A 20265-nucleotide genomic window follows, 5' to 3' on the forward strand; every position below is an offset into this window, starting at 1 on the left:
TCGGTTTAGTTATTTCGCATATAGTATGCCACGAAACTTTTTCCCTTGAGTGGCGCAACCAGACCATTATACTGAGCCATTCCAGACTGCTTCTTTTTCGGACCTGTTGTCCGACTTCCAGCACCATTAAGGCTAAAAAGATTTCATGCGACTTGATAAGTTTATCGCTCAGCAACTCGGCGTAAGCCGCGCTATTGCCGGGCGTGAAATTCGCGCCAGCCGCGTTACCGTGGATGGCGACATTGTGAAAGACACTGCGTTCAAACTCCAGCCTGACCATCAGGTTGAATATGACGGCAACCCGCTGACCCAACAGCACGGGCCGCGCTATTTCATGCTCAATAAGCCGGAAGGCTATGTCTGTTCTACGGACGATCCGGATCATCCAACGGTGCTTTATTTCCTCGACGAACCGGTCGCGCACAAGCTGCATGCCGCTGGCCGTCTTGATATCGACACCACCGGGCTGGTGCTGATGACCGACGACGGGCAGTGGTCACACCGTATCACGTCTCCGCGCCATCACTGTGAGAAGACGTATCGGGTGACGCTGGAGTCTCCGGTCGCGGATGACACGGCAGAACAATTTGCCAACGGCGTTCAGTTGCATAATGAAAAAGATCTGACCCGGCCTGCCGTGCTTGAAGTGATCGCGCCTACCGAGGTTCGTCTGACCATCAGTGAAGGGCGCTACCATCAGGTGAAGCGTATGTTTGCCGCAGTGGGTAACCACGTTGTCGGTCTGCATCGTGAACGTATTGGCGCAATTGAACTCGATCCTGAGCTGGCGCCCGGCGAATATCGCCCGTTAACGGAAGAAGAGATCGCCAGCGTTGGTCTGCCTTCGCATTAATTTCAGGAGAACTCTGTGACCACCAGGCCACACTCGTCGTTCAAAATCGTCTTCATTCTTGGCCTGCTGGCCATGCTGATGCCGCTGTCTATTGATATGTATCTGCCTGCGCTGCCGGTTATTTCCGCGCAGTTTGGCGTACCGGCAGGCAGCGCGCAGATGACGCTCAGCACCTATATTCTCGGTTTTGCCCTCGGTCAGCTGTTTTATGGCCCGATGGCGGACAGCTTTGGCCGCAAGCCCGTTATTCTTGGCGGGACCCTGATTTTTGCAGGGGCAGCGGTGGCCTGTGCGCAGGCGCAAACCATCGATCAACTGATTGTCATGCGCTTTTTCCACGGTCTGGCGGCGGCAGCGGCAAGCGTGGTGATCAATGCCCTGATGCGCGATATCTACCCGAAAGAAGAGTTCTCCCGGATGATGTCGTTTGTGATGCTGGTGACGACGATTGCACCGCTGGTGGCCCCTATGGCCGGTGGTGCGGTACTGGTATGGTTCAGCTGGCATGTGATTTTCTGGATCCTGGCGCTTGCCGCGCTACTGGCCTCGGCAATGATCTTCTTCTTTATTGATGAAACGCTACCCGCGGAGCGCCGACAGAAGTTCCACATCCGAACCACAATGGGGAATTTCGCCTCACTGTTTCGCCATAAGCGCGTGCTGAGCTATATGCTGGCGAGCGGTTTCAGCTTCGCCGGGATGTTCTCATTCCTGAGTGCCGGGCCGTTTGTCTATATCGAACTGAACCATGTTTCTCCGCAGCACTTCGGTTATTACTTTGCGCTCAACATCGTCTTCCTGTTCATTATGACCATCATTAACAGCCGCTTTGTCCGCCGAGTCGGGGCGTTGAACATGTTCCGCGCCGGGCTTTGGATCCAGTTTGTGATGGCTATCTGGCTGGTGCTGAGTGCTTTTACAGGCGTGGGCTTCTGGGCGCTGGTGGTGGGGGTTGCGGCCTTCGTCGGCTGCGTGTCGATGGTTTCCTCCAATGCGATGGCGGTGATCCTCGACGAATTCCCGCATATGGCAGGCACCGCCTCGTCGCTGGCCGGAACATTCCGCTTTGGCATCGGCGCCATCGTCGGGGCGTTACTGTCGATGGCCACGTTTAATACGGCCTGGCCGATGCTGTGGGCGATGGCGTTTTGCGCAACCAGCTCCATTCTTTTCTATCTCTACGCCAGTCGGCCGCGAAAGGTGGCCAGCTAACGCGCAAATAAGGCCCAGTCAGGGCCTTTTTTGTTGACACACATCAACCAAAGCTGCGTTCGTTTACCCTGTGTTTGTTTCTTTTATGTAAAATCTATTTGTGTAAAAAGTCACATCATTGTATTTAAAAAGGTTGAGTTAGATCGCAGAAACGGGTACATATAGCGCCGACGCGAGCCTGAACACCTATAAAAAAGCGCCGAATAGTGCAGGCTGGCGATGATGTGTTACTATAAATGTAAATAAATTGTGAAGTAAATTTTGCTTCCGGGGAACGAACGTGAATACATTACAACTCTCCATAGTCCATCGCTTGCCCCAGAGCTATCGCTGGTCGGCGGGTTTTGCAGGTTCGAAAGTTGAACCGATTCCGCAAAGCGTCGCGGGTTGCGAGAATTGTCTGGTTGCACTTAAGTTGCTGAGCCCGAGCGACGAAAATGCATGGCGAGTCATGGAGCGTCTCAGTGAGGCCCTGACGGATATTGAAGTGGACAGCTCCGTACTGGAGTGTGAAGGTGAACCCTGCCTGTTCGTGAAAAGTCAGGATGAATTTGCCGCGACCTGCCGTCTGAAAAACTTTGGTGTTGCTATCGCTGAGCCTTTCTCGGGCCAGTATCCTTTCTGAGCGCTAGTCTGCGGACAACAGCTGGCGCGTGTAGCTCTGCGTTGGCGCAGCAAATACGCGCTGGCACTCTCCCTGCTCGACCACTTCTCCCTGTCGCAACACAATCACCTGATGGCATAACGCCCGCACAACCTGTAAATCATGGCTGATAAAGATATAGGCCAGCCTGTGCTTTTCCTGCAATCCTTTCAGTAATGCCAGGATCTGAGCCTGAACGGTTCTGTCCAGCGACGACGTCGGTTCATCCAGAATGATCAGCTCCGGTTTGAGGATCAGCGCGCGGGCAATGGCGATACGCTGGCGCTGACCGCCGGAAAATTCAGCCGGGTAGCGGTGCCGGGTATCCGGATCTAAGCCAACTTCTGCCATAACGCGTATCACTTCTTCTTCCCGCTGCCGGACGGTCAATGCCGGCTGATGAACGCGCAGACCCTCTTCGACAATCTGTAATACGTTCAGCCGTGGGTTAAGCGAGGAGTTTGGATCCTGAAACACAACCTGCATGCGGGGACGAACGGGCAACATCTGGCGACGGTTCCAGTTGTGCAGCGGCATACCGTCAAAGAGGATCTCACCCTGCGAGGCGATTAAGCGCAGCAGTGCCAGGCCGGTGGTGCTTTTTCCCGAACCGGACTCGCCCACCAGCCCCAGCGATTCGCCCGGACGCAGGGCAAAATGGATATTTTTCAATACCGGATTCTGGTCGACGATGCGCCGCAGAATCCCTTTGCGAACAGGAAACGACACGCCCAGCCCCTCAACGCGCAGCAACGGCGCGCTGTCAGCCGGCAGGGGAACCGGGTCACCCGTGGGCTCGCTATCAAGCAGACGCTGCGTATAGGGGTGCTGAGGCGCTTTCAGCAGGGTGGCTGCGGTGTTCTGCTCGACGCAGCGTCCGTTTTGCATCACGGCGACGCTGTCGGCGAGCTTTCTCACAATGCTGAGGTTATGGGTGATAAACAGCAGGCTCATGTTCAATTCGTCACGCAACTCCCGCAGCAGCCGCAGAATTTGCGCCTGCACCGTCACGTCCAGCGCGGTGGTGGGCTCATCGGCAATCAACAGTTCGGGTCGCGTGAGCAGGGCCATCGCAATCATCACCCGCTGACGTTCCCCCCCGGAAAGCTGATGGGGAAAATCGCTCAGCCGTTTTGCGGCATTGCGAATGCCGGTTCGTTCAAGACAATCCAGAATCTCCCCCCGCGCCGCCTCTTTGCGCATGCCCCGGTGCAGGGACAGCACTTCATAGAGCTGTTTTTCCAGCGTGTGCAGCGGGTTAAGGGAGACCATCGGCTCCTGGAAAATCATGGCAATGTTATTGCCGCGAATTCCGCGCAGGGTTTTTTCATCGGCATGCAGCAGCGAGCGACCGTGAAACAGAATGTCGCCTTGCGGATAGCTGACGGGCGGAGACGGAAGCAGGCGCAGGATCGACAGTGCCGATACGCTCTTGCCAGAGCCTGACTCGCCTACCAGCGCCAGCGTTTCGCCGCGCTGGATCTGCAGCGACAACTCCGTGACCACGGTACGCGCCTCCCCCTGTTTTGAAAAGGCAATCGACAGGTTATCAATACTGAGAAGGGGCTGCGTCATCTTATACCGCCTTGTTGGGATCAAAAGCATCGCGCACGGCTTCGCCAATAAAAATCAGCAGTGAAAGCAGCACGGCCACGGCAAGAAAGGCGGTGATGCCTAACCACGGTGCCTGCAGGTTGTTCTTGCCCTGCAGCAGTAGCTCGCCGAGCGACGGGGAACCAAGAGGGAGTCCGAAGCCAAGGAAATCAAGCGAGGTGAGGGTAGTGATGGAACTGCACAGAATAAACGGCAGGAAGGTGAGGGTCGCTACCACGGCGTTAGGAAGCATATGGCGGAAAATGATCCCGCGGTCGCTCACCCCCAGCACCTGGGCAGCGCGAATGTAATCGTAATTACGGGTGCGCAGAAATTCCGCCCGCACCACGCCTACCAGCGCCATCCAGCCGAAGATGACGGTAATGCCTAACAGCCACCAGAAGTTTGGCTGTACCACGCTTGAAAGCAGAATGATCAGAAACAGCGTCGGCATGCCTGACCAGACTTCAATAAAACGTTGACCCCACAGGTCGATTTTCCCGCCGTAGTAGCCCTGAACGGCACCTGCTACTACGCCCATCACGCTGGAAAAGACGGTCAGCATCAGCCCAAAGAGGATCGAGATCCGCGTGCCGTAGAGGATGCGTGCCAGCACATCGCCACCGTTGGCATCCGTTCCCAGCCAGTTTTGCGCGGAAGGCGGGGAAGGGAAGGGGGTGGTGGTCGCAAAGTTAATGCTGTTTGCGCCAAAACGCACCGGCGCCCAGAGTGCCCAGCCGTGCTGTTCAATTTGCTGGCGAAGCCACGGATCCTGATATTCAGCGGGCGTCGCAAACGGGCCACCAAAATCGCTTTCGCTGTATTGGGTGAGAACGGGCACATACCAGCGGTCGTTAAAGTGCACCAGCAGCGGTTTATCGTTGGCAATCAATTCCGAACACATGCTTAAGACAAACAGGACGGCAAAGATCCACAGCGACCAGTAGCCGCGGCGGTTGTGGCGAAAACGGGCCCATCGGGCCTGGTTGACGGGGCTTAAACGCGGCATCAGCGGCCCTCAAAATCAATTCGGGGATCAACCAGCGTATAACTGATATCGCTGATGATATTCAGCAGCAGGCCAATCAGGGTGAAGATATAAAGTGTGCCAAACATGACCGGATAATCGCGCGACACGGTGGCTTCATATCCCAGCAAGCCCAGTCCGTTGAGGGAGAACATCACCTCTATCAGCAGCGAGCCGGTAAAAAACATACTGATGAACGTGGCAGGAAATCCGGCAATCACCAGCAGCATGGCGTTGCGAAAGACATGTTTCCACATGATCTGCTTTTCGCCGACGCCCTTCGCACGGGCAGTCACAACGTACTGTTTACGGATTTCATCGAGAAAGGCGTTTTTGGTCAACATGGTCAGGGCCGCAAAGCCGCCAATGACGGTCGCAAGCACCGGCAGCGTGATGTGCCAGAAATAATCGGTGATCTTCTTGTACCAGGGCAGGGTGCTGAAATCCGCTGACACCAGCCCCCGCAGCGGAAAGATATCGAAATAGCTGCCACCGGCAAAAAAGACAATCAACAGAACGGCAAACAGAAACGCCGGAATGGCATAGCCGATGATGATAAACGTGCTGCTCCAGACATCGAAGCGGCTGCCGTTGTGAACCGCTTTACGGATCCCCAGGGGAATAGAGACGATATAAATAATCAACGTTCCCCACAGCCCCAGGGTAATCGACACCGGCAGACTTTGCTTAATCAATGTTAAAACCGACGCGCTGCGAAACAGGCTGTCGCCAAAATCAAAGCGGAGGTAGTCCCAGAGCATGTTGAAATACCGCTCGTGAAGCGGTTTGTCGAAGCCATAACGATGGGTGATCTCGGCGATGACTTCCGGATCCAGGCCACGTCCGCCGCGATAATGGCTTTCGCTGATATTTCCCAGGCCGGTGCGGGCATGGCTCGCGCCCATTCCTTCGCCACCGCCGCCAGGCATGCCGCCGCTGTTGCCAAATTCAATGGCTGCAATAGCCTGGTCGACCGGGCCGCCGGGCGCGATTTGCACAATAAAAAAGTTAATCGTGATGATTGCCCAGAGGGTCGGGATAATCAGCAGGAGACGGCGGATCAGATACGCACCCATGATGATTCCTTATCGCCGCTCAGCGGGAAGTCTGGCGGCTTTGTTAACGTCATACCACCAGGTGTCGAAGCCCAGTGAATAGACAGGGCGTACGGCAGGCTCGGAGAACTTGTCCCAGCGCGCAAGCCGGTCTTCGCCCATATACCACATTGGCAGCATGTAGTAATTCCAGGTTAAGACCCTGTCGAGGGCGCGTCCCAGCGGCAGGAGTTTTTCTTTATCACCCTGCGCCGCCACAATTTTCGCAATCAAGGCATCAATCGCCGGGCTTTTCACCCCCGGCGCATTGTAGGAGGAGTCGATATAGCTGGATGCCCAGGAGATTTGCAGATCTGAGCTGGGCCACGGCTGCGCGGGCCACAGGGTTTGCATCATGTCGTAATCACGGCTGCGTTTGCGGTTGGTGAGCTGCGCGTTGTCGACCTGGCGAATGTTCATGGTAATCCCCAGCCGTTCAAGATTGTGCTTAAACGGCAGCACCCACTGATCGTTGCTTCCGGACGCAAGCAGCAGCTCAAAGCTTAACGGTTTGCCCGTTCTGGAATCGACGCGTTTTTGATTCTTCAGTGGCCAGCCTGCGTCATCCAGAAGTTTACTGGCTTTAAGCAGGTTGTCGCGATCGTAGCCGTCACCCTTTGACGCCGGAGGCTGAAATACCGTCGTGAACACCTCCGGTGGCAGTTCTGCTTTCAGCGGTGCCAGCAGGACAAGTTCGTCCGCTTTTGGGTAATCGCGTGCGGCATATTCAGTGTTCTGGAAATAGCTATTGGCCCGGCTGTAAGCGCCGTAAAATAGCGCTTTGTTCATCCATTCAAAATCAAAGGCCAGGGTAATGGCTTCCCGCACCCGGCGGTCAGTAAATACCGGACGCTGAATATTAAACGCCAGCCAGCGCGTATCCTGAGCGGACGCGTTTTTATGCTCGTCTTTAACGATATACCCGTTAGCGAAGTTTTTGCCGATATACCGTGTCGCCCAGTTTTTAGCGCTGCTCTCCACGCGCATATCGAACGCACCGGCTTTGAAGGCTTCAAATGCTACGTTATCGTCAAGATAGTAATCGTAGCGAAGGGTATCGAAATTCCAGCGGCCCCGGTTTACCGGCAGGTTTGCCGCCCAGTAGTCTTTGACCCGGGAATAGACAACATACTGCCCCATGCGCCAGTCGGTGATACGGTATGGGCCACCCGCCAGCGGGGGCGTGGAGAGCGGGTCACTAAGTTTGTGATCTTTCCAGAACGATTCAGGCATCACGGGCAGGGAGAACAGGCTGAGCATGTTCTCTTTATTCGGCTCACTCAGCTCAATACGCACCGTGAGCGGGGCAATGGCTTTGACCGTAACGCCTTTGTAGACAATGCGGAACTGGGGAACGCCCTCAGTCATAAATTTGTGAAATGTGAAGGCAATGTCGCTGGCTTTGACCGGCGTCCCATCGTGAAAACGCGCCCGTGGGTTAATCGAAATTTCCGCCCACGCAAAGTTATCCGCGTAACGCACGTTGTCGGCAATCAGCGGGTAGTAACTGCCGGGTTCATCATCAGACGTAACAAACAGCGTATCGTAGAGCGATTCTGTTCGCGCTGCCGCCACGCCGCGCAGGGCGAAGCGGTTGAAGTTGTCGAACGTTCCCGTAGCGGAGAGGGTCACGTTCCCGCCTTTTGGCGCGGCAGGATTGACGTAATCAAAGTGCGTAAAATTGACCGCGTACTTTGGCTCACCAATCACGGAGAACGCGATGTTCTCTTTGATGGTTTGCGCCTGGCTGGACAGGCTCGTTAATGCCAACAGCAGCAACATAAAGCGCATAAGCATCTCGCGGCGGCTCCCTTTCGACTAACCGGCTCAGTTAAGCTGAATAATAAGTGACGTCACGGGCAATGTGAAATCATTCAACGTTCAGGCTGCCATTGGCGGAACTGCTCCAGCGGCATTGGGCGGCTAATCCAGTAACCCTGAAGGAAAACAACGCCATGTTCGCGCAGCCAGGCTGCCTGCTCCGGCGTTTCCACCCCTTCGGCGACGGTCGACATATTCAGTCGCCTTGCCAGGGTGAGTACGGCATCAAGCACCGGGGAGGTCACGGTTTCCGTCCCAATCGCGTTGACAAAACCCCGGTCAATTTTGATGTAATCCATGGTGAAACGCTCAAGGTAAATCAGCGCACTGTGGCCGGTACCAAAATCATCAATCGCAATTTCAAAGCCTTCATTGTGCAGCCATTCGAAAAGATTGTTGGCTTCCCGATGGTTAACCATGTCGCGCTCGGTGATTTCCAGCACGATCTGGAAATGATCCGGCGGCATTAAGTCCAGGAAAGTGCGCATATCCTCTTTGAAGCTTTCCGCATGCAGATGCCCCGGCGCAATGTTAATGCCCAGTTTTGCGCCCGGTGGCAGAAGGGTCTGTAATACCGGCGCGTCGCGGATGATGAGGTCAAAAAGATGCAGCGTCAGCGGCACAATCAGCTTCTGCGCTTCGGCGAAGTTGATAAAGGCATCAGGCGGAATTTCCCCCATCGTCGGGTGTTTCCAGCGCATCAGGACTTCGACACCACGCATTTGCAGCGTCTCGGCATCCACAACAGGTTGATACACCACATAGAACTGGCCGCGTTTAATGGCGCTCAGGATCTCTTTGCCCGGGTTAAGACGCGTGGTGAGGATATAGAAATTAAGCGAGCCGGCCGCGATCCCGCAGACCAGTCCAAAGAACACCGCGAACAGGATTTCATCGCTCGTCCACTCTTCGGCGTACAGTTTGATCGTCAGCGGAACCTCTTTTAGGGTCGCGGTACGCGCCGGCGTTTCATGTAAATCCTGTGCCTTAACCAGTGTGGCGGACCTTGTCGACAACGCATTGTCGCCAATGATGATGGCAATGCCCGCGAACTCGTTCTGGCGTGCGGTGTAAAGCATATACGGAGTCAGGTTGATGTTTACCGAAGTAAACACGCCGCCGTCCTTCACCAGCGGATTTCGATACCAGATGGCAATCGCGGGTCTGTGCGGCATCATCGGTGTACCCGGCAGTAACGCCATATCAATTTGTTTATCGATGTGCAGCTCAGGTATCAGCTCTTCCATCGGGACGTTCATCGGACCGGTGGCTGAAGAGCAGTACGCCAGTTTATCCCTGACCAGCAAAAAGGCGCGCACGTTAAGGCTAAACGCCGCGCGAGAGGTCAGTTCAGCGTTGACGTCGTGGCAGCTGTTCAGCGTGAGCGGCTGAAGGAGATCGATAGAGCTTTTCAACTCATCGAAGTAGCTTTCCATGTAGATGCTCACGTCATCAATCAGGGTGTCGAATCTGACTTCCCGCTTGTGGTAGCTCCAGAAAAATTGCAATGAACCCAGGAGCAGGGCTGTGATCAGGCCGGTGATAAGGCTGAGGAAAAGTATCTTGCGATTACTGGAGAAGTAGCGGGTGAACATAGACGTCGTGGTTCCTGGATTGCCGCTGAATGTATTCAGTGTAACGGGCAAAAAAAAACACCGCCGAAGCAGTGCTTTTTTTTATCATATCGCCGGCCAAGGGATAACCAACGATACAATGATTATTTTAACTGCGGGTCAGTACGCGGCGCGCTTCGTTATAGCGCTTCTTCCAGTAAGGTTCGTTCATGCTGGAAATGGTCACACCGCTGCTGGTGGAGGCATGTACAAACTGGTCATTGCCAATGTAAATGCCAACATGTCGACCTGTCGAACCCGCACGGAACAGGACTAAATCCCCGGTGCGCAGTTTAGTGCGTGAAATCGACTTGCCCATCTCCTGCTGTTCGTAAGTTGAACGCGGAAGATCTAACCCAAACTGCTCACGGAAAGTACGCTGTACGAAACCGGAACAATCAATGCCTTTTTTGGTGCTACCGCCAAGACGATAACGCACGCCTTTCCAGTCAGCATACTGGTCCATAATACGGGACTTCACGTCCAGATTACGTACCATATTTTCAAATTCATCCTGAGAGGCTTGCAGTGACGAGGAATCTTCCATTCCCACAACACGCGTCTCAGGATGCATATTCTTTGCGGTGTTCGATGTACTACATGCAGATAACAGTACCGCCACTGCTATCGCCGGGATCCCCCGTAAGATATATCTCAAAATCGGTTGAGATTTGACCATTTTGTTTATTATCCCTTGAAGTCCTTAACGACAAATATCGTTATAAAAAATGCCAAACGTGACGAGACTAATTATCTGTTCACAATGAGACAATTCTTTCTGATCACATTTGTGGCGTAGCGCACAAATTTATTCACCAGCGAAATAATTATCTCTATGGGGCAAAACGAGTTCGAGATTAACCGATTGCCTGGGGTATTGCGAGCAAAAAAAGCCTTTTTTTTATAAGAAATTGTGATACAGAAAGTAAAAATTGATAATTGTTCAAAAAGCGCACGATCAAGGTTAAAAACCGTGCAACACATTCATTTTTATCACGAATATTGTGACGAAATGATGACGGGAGGGGGGGAAAGGGGAGAAAAGTGCATCAAGGATCAAAACGATCCCTGATGCATAGTGTTAATTAAGGTTAATTATTGGTTTCTGATTTGTTGCGTTTTGCCGGGGAGGTAGCGATCGAACACGGCTATTATCTTGTCGCTCAGCGGTGTCATCAGACACCACGGCAGCGCAACCAGCACAGAAGAGAGCGAACCGACTGCAATATCAGTAAACCAGTGAGCGCCAATCATTACCCGTGGGAAGGCAAAAACCACAAAAATAATCAGGGCTATCGCAAAGGCTTTTCGGCCGAAATAGCGGAGCATCACGCCGGAAAAAATAAGCAGCATCATTCCGTGATCGCCCGGGAAACTGGCCTTCGACGCATCTTTCGTTGGAATATGCAGCAGCTCGCTGACGCGATAAATATCGGGGAAGAAGAGCGTTGGGCTGGAACGCTTAACCGGAATAATGGCCGTTGCCAGCTGGTTAATTACCACCGCAAGCAGCAACATCATCAAACCAATAATCAGAATACGGCGGCGTCCTGTTTTGTCCTCTTTCAGCCAGAAAGAGAGCATCAGGCCGCCCATCGCCAGCAGCGAGCAGCCGTCAAAGGCGCGGTTATTCGTGATAGCAACCAGCCACAGGAAGGCTTCGCTCTTCACCAGTTCCTGGTTGAAGAAGTGAAAAATGGCAGAATCCAGCGGAAACCAGACACCATGATTCGCCGGGATATACCAGGAGAAAAAGAGCGCCAGACCGGCGACATTAAGCAGTAATATCAGGGGAAGTCGAGTCGTCATAACATTCAGCATAGAGTGAAATCTGGGGCAACGTTAGCCGCCCAAACTTAAACGAAGCTTCAACAGGCTGGACTGCAGGGCATTCCAGTCGGCGTTAACCGCACTAATTAACTCTATTCGGCTATCAGGTGGCGCCACATTTTGCGTTTCGATAAAGAAATCTTCGCCCTGACGGTTGATCCGCACCAGCCCGTCCGGGGTGCGCATGATCCCTTTAACACGATCGACCGGAGCCAGTCTGGCCCATTCGAGTACGCCGATGGTATCGAAAACGGTATCCGCATCGAAAATCCATCCGCAGGCCTGATAGCCCTGGCCGCTGTTAAGGTTACGACGCCAGCGCTGGTGTTCCGGCAGACTCAGGGCAGCCAGACCCTGTTTTTGCGGATGGCTGTGGGCGTGTTCCGCGCTTGCCGGGAGCGCCGCCAGGTTCAGACGAGGCAGGTCAAGCAGGGCGTTATCAATTTTCCCCTGGGTGGTCTGCACCCGCTGACGGTTGCCACCGAAGTGCTGCCACCATGTCTCCAGTGCGGACTGGCTTTCCGCCGTTGCGCGATCCTCTTTATTGGCGACGATAATATCTGCCGAGGCGAGCTGGTCGCGGAAGTTCTCGTTGGTCACGGCTTTTTCATCCAGCAGCTGACGGGGGTCCAGCAGGCACAGCGTGGCACGCAGATCGATCCACGGCTCGTAGACCGGCGCGGTCAGTAAATCGAGAATTTGCTTCGGATGACCCAGCCCGGTCGGTTCAATCAGCAGACGGTCTGGTTTGCCCTGACGCAGCAGCGTATTCAGCCCGACCTGCATCGGCAGACCATTTACGCAGCACATGCAGCCACCGGGGATCTCTTTGATCATCGCGCCGCTGTCTGCCAGTAATGCGCCATCAATACCCACTTCGCCAAATTCATTGACCAGGACGGCCCATTTTTCTGCCGGATCCTTATTGGCCAGCAGGTGGAGAATTGAGGTGGTTTTACCGCTGCCGAGAAAACCGGTAATGAGGTTGGTTTTGGTCACGTGCGCTCCAGTCGATAATTGTGATGCTATAACAATTATCCATCATCCTGGCGAAAAACGGGCGCAATGAGAAGGGGGAGGGCGAACGGAGGCAATCGCCGTTCGCCTTAAGCGCAATAATCGCTAAATATTTAACGTTTCGATAACAGCCTGACGCGCGCCATGGCGGGCGATGCGCTGATAGGCCTGGCTGATGGCCTCCACGAATAGGCTATTTTGTGCGAGATCGTGACCAAAGATTTCACTCAGCCCCAGCAGGGCGTTGACGCGCTCAGCGTCGCTGCTGGCTGCAACAAGGGTGCGGATTTTATCACTCAGCGGATCGCGCACATCAATCGCGTCGCCACGCTCGTCGGTACCGCTGACGTAGCGGATCCAGCCTGCAACGCCCAGGGCCAGCAGCGGCCACGCGGTTTTACGTTCAAGATGGATGCGGATCCCATCCAGCATGCGTTGCGGCAATTTCTGGCTTCCGTCCATCGCAATTTGCCAGGTCCGGTGCTGCAGTGCCGGATTGGCAAAGCGTTCAAGCAGGCTATCGGCATAAGCCGTGAGGTCGACATCCTTAATACGCAGCGTAGGAGCCTGCTCATTTAGCATTAACCGACGTGCGGCTTCGCGAAACGCGGTGTCTTCCATACATTCGTTGATGTGCGCATACCCGGCGAGGTAGCCCAGATACGCGAGGAAAGAGTGGCTGCCGTTGAGCATGCGCAATTTCATCTGTTCCCACGGCAGAACGTCCTGCACCATTTGTACACCAGCCACTTCCCATGCCGGGCGTCCGGCAACAAAGTTATCTTCCACTACCCACTGAATAAACGGTTCGCAGCTGACAGCACAAGGATCTTCTACTCCAAGCTCTTGCGTGATTTCTGCCAGCGACGCCTCGGTCGCGGCAGGGACAATTCGGTCGACCATGGTCCCCGGAAAGCTCACATGTGAATCAATCCACTCTGCCAGCGCCGGGTCGCGTTTCTGGGCCATCCCCAGTACCGCGTTTTTCACCACATGGCCGTTATCAGGGATGTTGTCGCAGGAGAGGACGGTAAAAGCGGACAAGCCGCGTTCACGGCGGCGGTGGAGCGCCTCGACCAGGATCCCGGGCGCGGAGTGCGGTTCAGACGGGTTCTCCAGATCGTGAACGATCCGGGAGTTGTGCAAATCCAGATTACCGGTGGCGGGATCGATGCAATAACCTTTCTCTGTGATGGTGAGCGACACAATGGCGACCTGAGGTTCACAAAATTTCTCAATGATGGCAGGCAGAGAATCCAGTTTTGCGTTCAGACATTCATGGACGGCACCGACGATAATCGGCTGGTTTCCCTCCGCCCCTTTTTCCAGCACGGTGAAGAGATGATCCTGTGCGCGCAACTGGCTCATCAGCACGTCGCCGCTGAAGAGGCTAATCTCACAAATACCCCAGTCGCCGCCTTTCTCATTCAGCACCCGGTTTGTTAACAAGGCCTGATGCGCGCGGTGAAATGCGCCGAAGCCAAAATGGACGATGCGAGAGCGTAACTGCTTACGATCGTAGCGAGGGAGCTGGACATGGGCAGGAAGCGAGGTGGAGGCAATTGTCTTCATGAAATACACACCTGATTAACCATTAATTAACAACGCCAGTGTAAAGTTATATGACAGCAAATTAAATTGGTGAGCCGTAAATATCCCCGAAGTGTGAGTTTGATCAATCAATGTGTGGCGGTGTGTTGACCCTTTACGGCAAACATGTATGGTAGTCGTCATCGTAGTCATCCATATTGGTATAACAACTTTAGAGGTGAGGCAATGGAACAGACCTGGCGTTGGTACGGGCCGAACGATCCGGTTTCTCTTGATGATGTGCGTCAGGCTGGCGCAACGGGTGTCGTGACGGCGCTGCATCACATTCCTAATGGTCAGGTATGGCCGATTGAAGAAATCAAAAAGCGTCAGGCGCTGCTGGCGGAAAAAGGCCTGACCTGGTCTGTGGTGGAAAGCATCCCGGTTCACGAAGATATCAAAACCCATTCAGGTGATTATCAGACCTGGATTGCCAACTACCAGCAGAGCATTCGTCACCTGGCGGCCTGCGGTATTGATACTGTTTGCTATAACTTCATGCCCATTCTTGACTGGACGCGCACCGATCTTGAGTACACGTTGCCGGACGGCTCAAAAGCATTACGTTTCGATCAGATTGCCTTTGCCGCATTTGAGCTGCACATCCTGAAACGTCCTGGTGCAGAAGCCGATTACACGGCTGAAGAGCAGCAGCAGGCGCTCGCGTGGTTTAACGCAGCCAGTGACGCCGAGATTGAAAAGCTGACCCGCAATATTATTGCTGGCCTGCCGGGCGCTGAAGAGGGCTATACGCTGGATCAGTTCCGCGCGCGTCTGGCGGAATACGGGAATATCGATAAAAACCAGCTGCGTGAAAACATGGCGTTTTTCCTGCGCGCTATCGTACCGGTAGCGGAAGAAACGGGCGTACGCCTGGCCGTGCACCCGGACGATCCTCCGCGTCCTATTCTCGGTTTACCGCGAATCGTGTCCACGATTGAAGATATGCAGTGGCTGAAAGAGACCGTGGACAGTATCTATAACGGATTCACCATGTGTACCGGCTCTTATGGCGTGCGTGCGGATAACGATCTGGTGCAGATGATTGAAACCTTCGGCGATCGTATTCACTTCACGCATCTGCGTGCGACCTGTCGTGAGGATAATCCAAAAACCTTCCATGAAGCAGCGCACCTGGGCGGCGATGTGAATATGGTCGCGGTAGTGGATGCGATTCTGGCGGAAGAGGTACGTCGTAAGCACGCGGGTGACGTTCGTCCTATCCCGTTCCGTCCCGATCATGGTCACCAGATGCTGGACGATCTGCGTAAGAAAACGAACCCAGGTTATTCGGCGATTGGTCGTCTGAAAGGCATGGCGGAAGTGCGGGGCGTTGAGCTGGCGCTGAAGATGACGAAATACCCGGAACTGCTGTAACGTCTGTTGCCCGGTGGCGTTGTGCCACCGGGCGAATAGCGCATTAGTCTGCGCGACCCATATAGCGTTTTTCTTCAATATGGATGCGGATTTTCTCGCCCGCGGAGAGGTATTCTGGCACCTGCACCACCAGACCGGTCGTCAGGGTTGCTGGTTTGTTGCGGGCACTTGCGGATGCACCTTTGATGCCCGGAGCCGTTTCCACGATTTCCAGATCCACGGTCTGTGGCAGCTCCAGCGCCAGCAGCACGCCATCCCAGGTCAGAACCTGCATGTCAGGCATCCCGCCTTCAGGAATGAAGAGGAGTTCTTCTTCAATCTGATCTTTGGTGAAGATATACGGGGTGTAATCTTCTTTATCCATGAACACGTATTCGTTGCCATCAATGTAGGAAAAATCAACATAGCGGCGGGTCAGGGTCACGGTATCAACGATATCGTCACCTTTAAAACGTTCTTCCACTTTCAGACCGGTACGCACATCGGCGAAACGCATTTTGTACAGCGTTGCTGCACCACGGGCGCTCGGGGCCTGAATATCGATATCTTTCACAATCAGCAGCTTGCCGTTGTAATTCAGTACCATACCTTTCTTAATTTCGTTCGCTCTTGGCATTGCAGTAATCCTGTTTACGGGTGGTAAAAAATATCGCGCCAAATTACTCGTGCTCGGCCTTTCAGGCAAGCGGAATTCGTGGCTTTTGCTATCAATACACAAAAGGTGTTACTGTGCGCGCAATGCCCGACTGCGCGGGCGTTCTTCAGCGAAAGAGAGCCTGTATGGATTGTCGTCCCGATTGTGGCGCGTGTTGTACCGCACCGTCCATTTCAAGCCCCATTCCTGGCATGCCGGACGGCAAGCCTAATGGTCAATTATTCGCAGTATAAAAATGACAAAGCTAAGCAGAAATGACTTTTTTGCTAAGAGTTTCGATTGAATGTGAAAAGCTTTCTCCATAGCCAGTTTTAGACAGTTGTAATAACTCATTTAGTCCAGAATGACTTGTAAACGAAAGGTTTTCATACAGACATATAGGAAGTTCTGAATTGTCTTTAAATCTTCTGTCTGGGCCTCCAGACTTGTTCACATACTTCCATGTCCTGCCAACGACTATGGCATCTCCAGGTACACCTTCGCTTTCAATGAATCGGCTATCACCAACATTAACGAATAGCTGGTTATAACCAACAGCGCCTACACCTTCACGGTCATAAACGAGTACTCTGTCTGGAAAAAAATGTAATGTTTGGCGACCGACATTGATAGCAATCGTCTCAATATTTGTTTTAACAAAGGGAGGCTTTGATTTGCTGATAGAGGTTACTTTTCTGCGTAGTAAGTTACCAGCTCCGGCATGATACTTGGGGTCATAAACGGCTCCAGAAGCCTCTATATGCCATACTTTTGAGCAGCTTGCGAGCTTTGCTCCACTATCATGAAGTTGCTGGTAACATGCCATCATTTGATCATCAAAGTCATAAAAAAGCACAGTAGTCTTTCTTAGCTGATCGTACATGTAAGCAAAAACAGAGATTGCTACCCCTGCGATAAATCCTATAGCGATGCACCACTCAGGCCATGCCTGTGAAAAACCGTAAAGTAACAGCGCAATCGAAAGGCACATGACCAAGGGCCATATTTGTGACTTCTTACGTTTGTTGTTCAACTCTTCAAGTAGTTCTCGGGAACTTGAATCAACGATTTCCGAGATATGGGATGACTCGATTTCCTCAAGAGGTGCATGTGTAGTGGCATGTTCTATTGGGGAGTCGTCTGGTAAATGTTGAACCTTCTTTCTGTTCTGTGGGACCAGGCTTGGTGAAAGCGAAGCACGATAATAGACCCCGCCAGCGCCGATGTGGATGTAATTTCCTCTTGGGCCAGTACCAAACCTCAGCCCTTTTATACCAATAGATGCACCGACTCCTGATTTGGATAGGTTGAATCTCATCGGTCCAACGCGAATGCTCTTCTTAACATAAAAGCTCATAGTAACTCCTTGTAATAAGTTGCATGAAAATGCATCTGAGCAAGATTTTACACTGAAAAAATGAAGAGGTTAAGAAAAGCATATGGGGGTATTTATGCTTCTATTCCCATATTTTCAATACATTGAAAATGAATAGTCACATTACTTTAAAATGTGGACATATACGGCAAACTATCAGCCAGTAAGACATTCTGTTACTGTCAATGACCAATGGACGATGAGCAAGGAATCAGTAATGAAATGTCGTACCGATTGTGGGGCTTGTTGTACTGCCCCATCGATTTCAAGCCCAATCCCAGGAATGTCGCAGGGTAAGCCTGCTAATGTAAGATGTGTTCAGTTATCTGAAGATAACCTGTGTAGCATCTTTGGGTCGCCCCTACGCCCAAAAATATGCATTAGTCTTAAACCATCAATAGAAATGTGTGCTACGAACCGCGATGAGGCTATGATTTACCTTATACAGTTGGAAGAGGCAACAGCGCCTTCGGATGAGAACGGCGTCCACCTATAATTTTATGTGACATTGTTTTGTTTTTTTAACCTCTCATTTTCTTTGCGCAAAGTTTTAACTTCCTCTAATAAGGAGGCGTCGGAAGCTGCAGTTAGCGACGATTTCTCAATCTTCGATGGCCCACGTCTTTTCGTGACAAGTTTATATTCAGAATCAAAACGCAAGTTAACGTAACTATGCTTCGAATCGGGTTTGGTGGCCTTGTAGGTCGTTTCATAAACCGAGCATCTTTTTGTTGAGCTTATGAACATAGAATCGCCACAGAAAACCATTTCAGGTGCTGACAGGTATGCTACGTTGCCTTCACAGACGAAAAGATAACACAACGCTGATTGGCGATTTTTTAATATAGTTATGCTCAGGCGAGCAACGCCTATGTGTTTGTGCTGAGGAAGACGTTGTTTAATCTTTCTAACTCGATCTACTTCGCTTTTATCGAGTCCCCGTCTTTGGGCTATGGTTGAGAAAGAACGCTCAAAATCGAGATGTAAATCAACTTCTTTATTGTCAACCCGGTTCAGTTTTACGTTGGAATCGCGAAGAAAATAAGATTCGCTTTCTGTTCTTTTGGGAAAGATTGTAAAGTACAATTTCATGGTTACATCCACTTGGATTTGTTGTTGATGCCATTATTTATCATCTTTCACGGACAATCAAAATTTGTATGTCCCATAAGTCGTGACATATAAAGACATGCATTTATAACTTATTGATATATATGTTTTTTTATTTGCGTTAAAACCCTTGAATGAGACATGCAAAGGACATCTATTTTTGTATGTTATTGTTTTTTAATGTTTTAATTTTGCATTATAATATATAGCAACTTCGGCTGCGCCTCGTTGAAATCATACCCAAGCAATAATTCTGAAAGAACTCGAGCGAAGCGAGTTCAGACGTGAGCGTAGCGAACGGATGACAGGGATCAGCCTAATCAGAACTTTTAATAACATAATATAACTACTACGAGTCGCGTAGCGACGAAGTATCACGCAGTGAGCGAAGCGAACAAGTGATAGTCCTACTGTTAACATTCAAAAATGCTGTGTGTCACTTCGGCTTCGCCTCGTGAAACTTCGTCGCTACGCGACTCGTCGGTAATAATTAGGTCGGTAGATTTGGTAAGGTAAAAGACAGTGATCTGAATATACGTTAATTGTATTTGTTTAAAGCTGTAATGTTCTTCGTTCGTGATTCATCATCCTTCCAGATCTCACACATTGGTTTTCCTGTATCGTTTCATTGCTGTGCTCCCCAATTTCAAAGAGGATACAGTCTTCGATTGGCTCAACCTTTTCGCTCTAACGAATACATACGCAAACTGTTCAAACGATTACGTGCCCGCCTGGAGTCAGGGAACAACGGTTTATCGGAACCTATTATCGATTTTGCTTACGGTTGGGTTTGCGAACAGGAAAAGGCTTCACAGCCCCATTACCATTGCTGGATTGCACTTCCACATCGTTCGGTAAGGTGGTTTGGAACTCCTGAAAGAGGGATCGCTGGTATTATTACGGAAATCTGGATGAAACTGACAGGTGGTAAAGCAACGCTGGTAAACTTGTCTAAAGCCACTAAAGACTATCCCGAGCACTACGTCATTCATGGAGATGCTCATGAATCACTTGATGACCCGGTATTCTGGCTTTCTTATCTGGCAAAAGAACGAGGGAAGTCGCAAACAGGGAAGGGAACGCGCTTGTATTCAACATCAAAATTGAGTAGTAAAGCACTGAATTCGTAAATATCGCACAGGAAGCCCGTAGAGCGTTTTTCTTTACAAGGCATGCAATTGTATTACCAATATCATAAAAATCGATTACAGCTTAGCTCAGAGCGTTTTAAGGCATGATTTGAACCTGATTAACTTTGGCTTCGGTCAGTTGCTTGATAGTTCAACGATAGTTGCTTTGCTTATAGATTCATACATTTCTTCAAAATTCCGAGCGAAGCGAGGGACTCGAACGTAGTGAGTGTCTAATGTCTACTATTATATTTTTATATTTTATATATAGAGAAAAGTAGACATATCCGTATGCTTTTTAACCAGCTTAGCTATCCGTCTTCGCTTCGCTTGACGAAACTCGCTT

At 51.7% G+C, this 20265-nt stretch carries 17 protein-coding genes and 2 pseudogenes; 7 read left to right on the forward strand and 12 right to left on the reverse strand.

Features of this window, described 5'->3' with window-relative positions:
* Positions 1-145 precede the first annotated feature (145 nt).
* The 3 genes from rsuA (at position 146) to AM410_RS14560 (ending at position 2690) form a co-directional block, all read left to right on the forward strand.
* Complete coding sequence (rsuA, locus tag AM410_RS14545; protein ID WP_014170938.1) at positions 146-853, forward strand: 16S rRNA pseudouridine(516) synthase RsuA; 708 nt, start codon at positions 146-148, stop codon at positions 851-853.
* Positions 854-868: 15 nt separating this feature from the next.
* Positions 869-2065 carry a Bcr/CflA family multidrug efflux MFS transporter gene (locus tag AM410_RS14550; RefSeq protein ID WP_014170937.1) on the forward strand — a complete coding sequence of 399 codons (1197 nt, stop codon included), beginning with the start codon at positions 869-871 and terminating at the stop codon, positions 2063-2065.
* 280 nt (positions 2066-2345) lie between these two features.
* Positions 2346-2690: a YejG family protein gene (locus AM410_RS14560; RefSeq protein WP_014170936.1), complete on the forward strand. Its 345-nt coding sequence runs from the start codon at positions 2346-2348 to the stop codon at positions 2688-2690.
* 3 nt (positions 2691-2693) lie between these two features.
* Here the strand turns inward: AM410_RS14560 and yejF are convergent, their stop codons facing one another.
* The 9 genes from yejF to AM410_RS14605 form a co-directional block, all read right to left on the reverse strand.
* The gene (gene yejF, locus AM410_RS14565; RefSeq protein ID WP_108648004.1) at positions 2694-4283 is read right to left on the reverse strand and encodes a microcin C ABC transporter ATP-binding protein YejF; all 1590 of its coding nucleotides are present in this window, start codon (positions 4281-4283) and stop codon (positions 2694-2696) included.
* 1 nt (position 4284) lies between these two features.
* Positions 4285-5310: an ABC transporter permease gene (locus AM410_RS14570; RefSeq protein WP_014170934.1), complete on the reverse strand. Its 1026-nt coding sequence runs from the start codon at positions 5308-5310 to the stop codon at positions 4285-4287.
* A complete protein-coding gene (locus tag AM410_RS14575; RefSeq protein WP_108648006.1) occupies positions 5310-6404 on the reverse strand; it encodes a microcin C ABC transporter permease YejB in 1095 nt (364 codons plus the stop codon). Before AM410_RS14575 ends, AM410_RS14570 begins: the two co-directional genes overlap by 1 nt.
* Before the next feature lie 9 nt (positions 6405-6413).
* Positions 6414-8219, reverse strand: a complete 1806-nt coding sequence (locus AM410_RS14580) for an extracellular solute-binding protein (RefSeq protein ID WP_025203632.1) — start codon at positions 8217-8219, stop codon at positions 6414-6416.
* 77 nt (positions 8220-8296) lie between these two features.
* Positions 8297-9838, reverse strand: a complete 1542-nt coding sequence (locus tag AM410_RS14585; protein ID WP_020883182.1) for a cyclic di-GMP phosphodiesterase — start codon at positions 9836-9838, stop codon at positions 8297-8299.
* A gap of 127 nt (positions 9839-9965) precedes the next feature.
* Positions 9966-10535 carry a bifunctional murein DD-endopeptidase/murein LD-carboxypeptidase gene (mepS, locus tag AM410_RS14590; protein ID WP_014170930.1) on the reverse strand — a complete coding sequence of 190 codons (570 nt, stop codon included), beginning with the start codon at positions 10533-10535 and terminating at the stop codon, positions 9966-9968.
* Between the two features lie 416 nt (positions 10536-10951).
* Positions 10952-11665, reverse strand: a complete 714-nt coding sequence (locus tag AM410_RS14595; RefSeq protein WP_025203633.1) for a phosphatase PAP2 family protein — start codon at positions 11663-11665, stop codon at positions 10952-10954.
* Positions 11666-11698: 33 nt separating this feature from the next.
* Entirely contained in the window at positions 11699-12685 is a 987-nt protein-coding gene (locus tag AM410_RS14600) for a CobW family GTP-binding protein (RefSeq protein ID WP_059306572.1), read from the reverse strand.
* A gap of 123 nt (positions 12686-12808) precedes the next feature.
* On the reverse strand, positions 12809-14275 hold the full coding sequence (locus AM410_RS14605; RefSeq protein WP_108648007.1) for a mannitol dehydrogenase family protein: 1467 nt from the start codon (positions 14273-14275) through the stop codon (positions 12809-12811).
* A 204-nt stretch (positions 14276-14479) separates the two neighbouring features.
* Between AM410_RS14605 and uxuA the strand changes: the two genes are divergently transcribed.
* On the forward strand, positions 14480-15670 hold the full coding sequence (gene uxuA, locus AM410_RS14610) for a mannonate dehydratase (protein WP_108648009.1): 1191 nt from the start codon (positions 14480-14482) through the stop codon (positions 15668-15670).
* Between the two features lie 43 nt (positions 15671-15713).
* On the opposite strand, the gene yeiP is transcribed toward uxuA, so the two are convergent.
* Complete coding sequence (gene yeiP, locus AM410_RS14615) at positions 15714-16286, reverse strand: elongation factor P-like protein YeiP (RefSeq protein ID WP_008500940.1); 573 nt, start codon at positions 16284-16286, stop codon at positions 15714-15716.
* Positions 16287-16450: 164 nt separating this feature from the next.
* Between yeiP and AM410_RS23910 the strand changes: the two are divergent.
* A pseudogene (locus tag AM410_RS23910) lies at positions 16451-16534 on the forward strand (YkgJ family cysteine cluster protein); the annotation flags it as partial.
* Between the two features lie 35 nt (positions 16535-16569).
* On the opposite strand, the gene AM410_RS14620 reads toward AM410_RS23910, so the two are convergent.
* Entirely contained in the window at positions 16570-17661 is a 1092-nt protein-coding gene (locus AM410_RS14620; protein WP_045143047.1) for a DUF4236 domain-containing protein, read from the reverse strand.
* A gap of 235 nt (positions 17662-17896) precedes the next feature.
* Here AM410_RS14620 and AM410_RS14625 point away from each other — a divergent pair, with 235 nt between their 5' ends.
* Positions 17897-18175 (forward strand): YkgJ family cysteine cluster protein, encoded by a 279-nt coding sequence (locus tag AM410_RS14625; protein WP_072048460.1) that lies wholly within the window; start codon positions 17897-17899, stop codon positions 18173-18175.
* Between the two features lie 2 nt (positions 18176-18177).
* Here AM410_RS14625 and AM410_RS14630 read toward each other — a convergent pair whose 3' ends face one another.
* Positions 18178-18771 carry a hypothetical protein gene (locus tag AM410_RS14630; RefSeq protein ID WP_045143046.1) on the reverse strand — a complete coding sequence of 198 codons (594 nt, stop codon included), beginning with the start codon at positions 18769-18771 and terminating at the stop codon, positions 18178-18180.
* Between the two features lie 707 nt (positions 18772-19478).
* Between AM410_RS14630 and AM410_RS14635 the strand changes: the two are divergent.
* Positions 19479-19919 (forward strand): annotated as a pseudogene (locus tag AM410_RS14635) (YagK/YfjJ domain-containing protein); the annotation flags it as partial.
* Positions 19920-20265 lie beyond the last annotated feature (346 nt).

Origin of the sequence: Enterobacter cloacae complex sp. FDA-CDC-AR_0164, assembly GCF_003071645.1 — a bacterium.
GTDB classification, from domain to species: Bacteria; Pseudomonadota; Gammaproteobacteria; order Enterobacterales; family Enterobacteriaceae; genus Enterobacter; species Enterobacter ludwigii.

Bases quoted from the DNA above. Each gene is read 5' to 3' on its own strand.
- mepS (WP_014170930.1), bottom strand. From the start codon at position 10,535: ATGGTCAAATCTCAACCGATTTTGAGATATATCTTACGGGGGATCCCG.
- uxuA (WP_108648009.1), top strand. From the start codon at position 14,480: ATGGAACAGACCTGGCGTTGGTACGGGCCGAACGATCCGGTTTCTCTT.
- rsuA (WP_014170938.1), top strand. From the start codon at position 146: ATGCGACTTGATAAGTTTATCGCTCAGCAACTCGGCGTAAGCCGCGCT.
- yeiP (WP_008500940.1), bottom strand. From the start codon at position 16,286: ATGCCAAGAGCGAACGAAATTAAGAAAGGTATGGTACTGAATTACAAC.
- AM410_RS14570 (WP_014170934.1), bottom strand. From the start codon at position 5,310: ATGCCGCGTTTAAGCCCCGTCAACCAGGCCCGATGGGCCCGTTTTCGC.
- AM410_RS14605 (WP_108648007.1), bottom strand. From the start codon at position 14,275: ATGAAGACAATTGCCTCCACCTCGCTTCCTGCCCATGTCCAGCTCCCT.
- AM410_RS14620 (WP_045143047.1), bottom strand. From the start codon at position 17,661: ATGAGCTTTTATGTTAAGAAGAGCATTCGCGTTGGACCGATGAGATTC.
- AM410_RS14585 (WP_020883182.1), bottom strand. From the start codon at position 9,838: ATGTTCACCCGCTACTTCTCCAGTAATCGCAAGATACTTTTCCTCAGC.
- AM410_RS14630 (WP_045143046.1), bottom strand. From the start codon at position 18,771: ATGAAATTGTACTTTACAATCTTTCCCAAAAGAACAGAAAGCGAATCT.
- AM410_RS14580 (WP_025203632.1), bottom strand. From the start codon at position 8,219: ATGCTTATGCGCTTTATGTTGCTGCTGTTGGCATTAACGAGCCTGTCC.
- AM410_RS14625 (WP_072048460.1), top strand. From the start codon at position 17,897: ATGAAATGTCGTACCGATTGTGGGGCTTGTTGTACTGCCCCATCGATT.
- AM410_RS14595 (WP_025203633.1), bottom strand. From the start codon at position 11,665: ATGACGACTCGACTTCCCCTGATATTACTGCTTAATGTCGCCGGTCTG.
- AM410_RS14575 (WP_108648006.1), bottom strand. From the start codon at position 6,404: ATGGGTGCGTATCTGATCCGCCGTCTCCTGCTGATTATCCCGACCCTC.
- yejF (WP_108648004.1), bottom strand. From the start codon at position 4,283: ATGACGCAGCCCCTTCTCAGTATTGATAACCTGTCGATTGCCTTTTCA.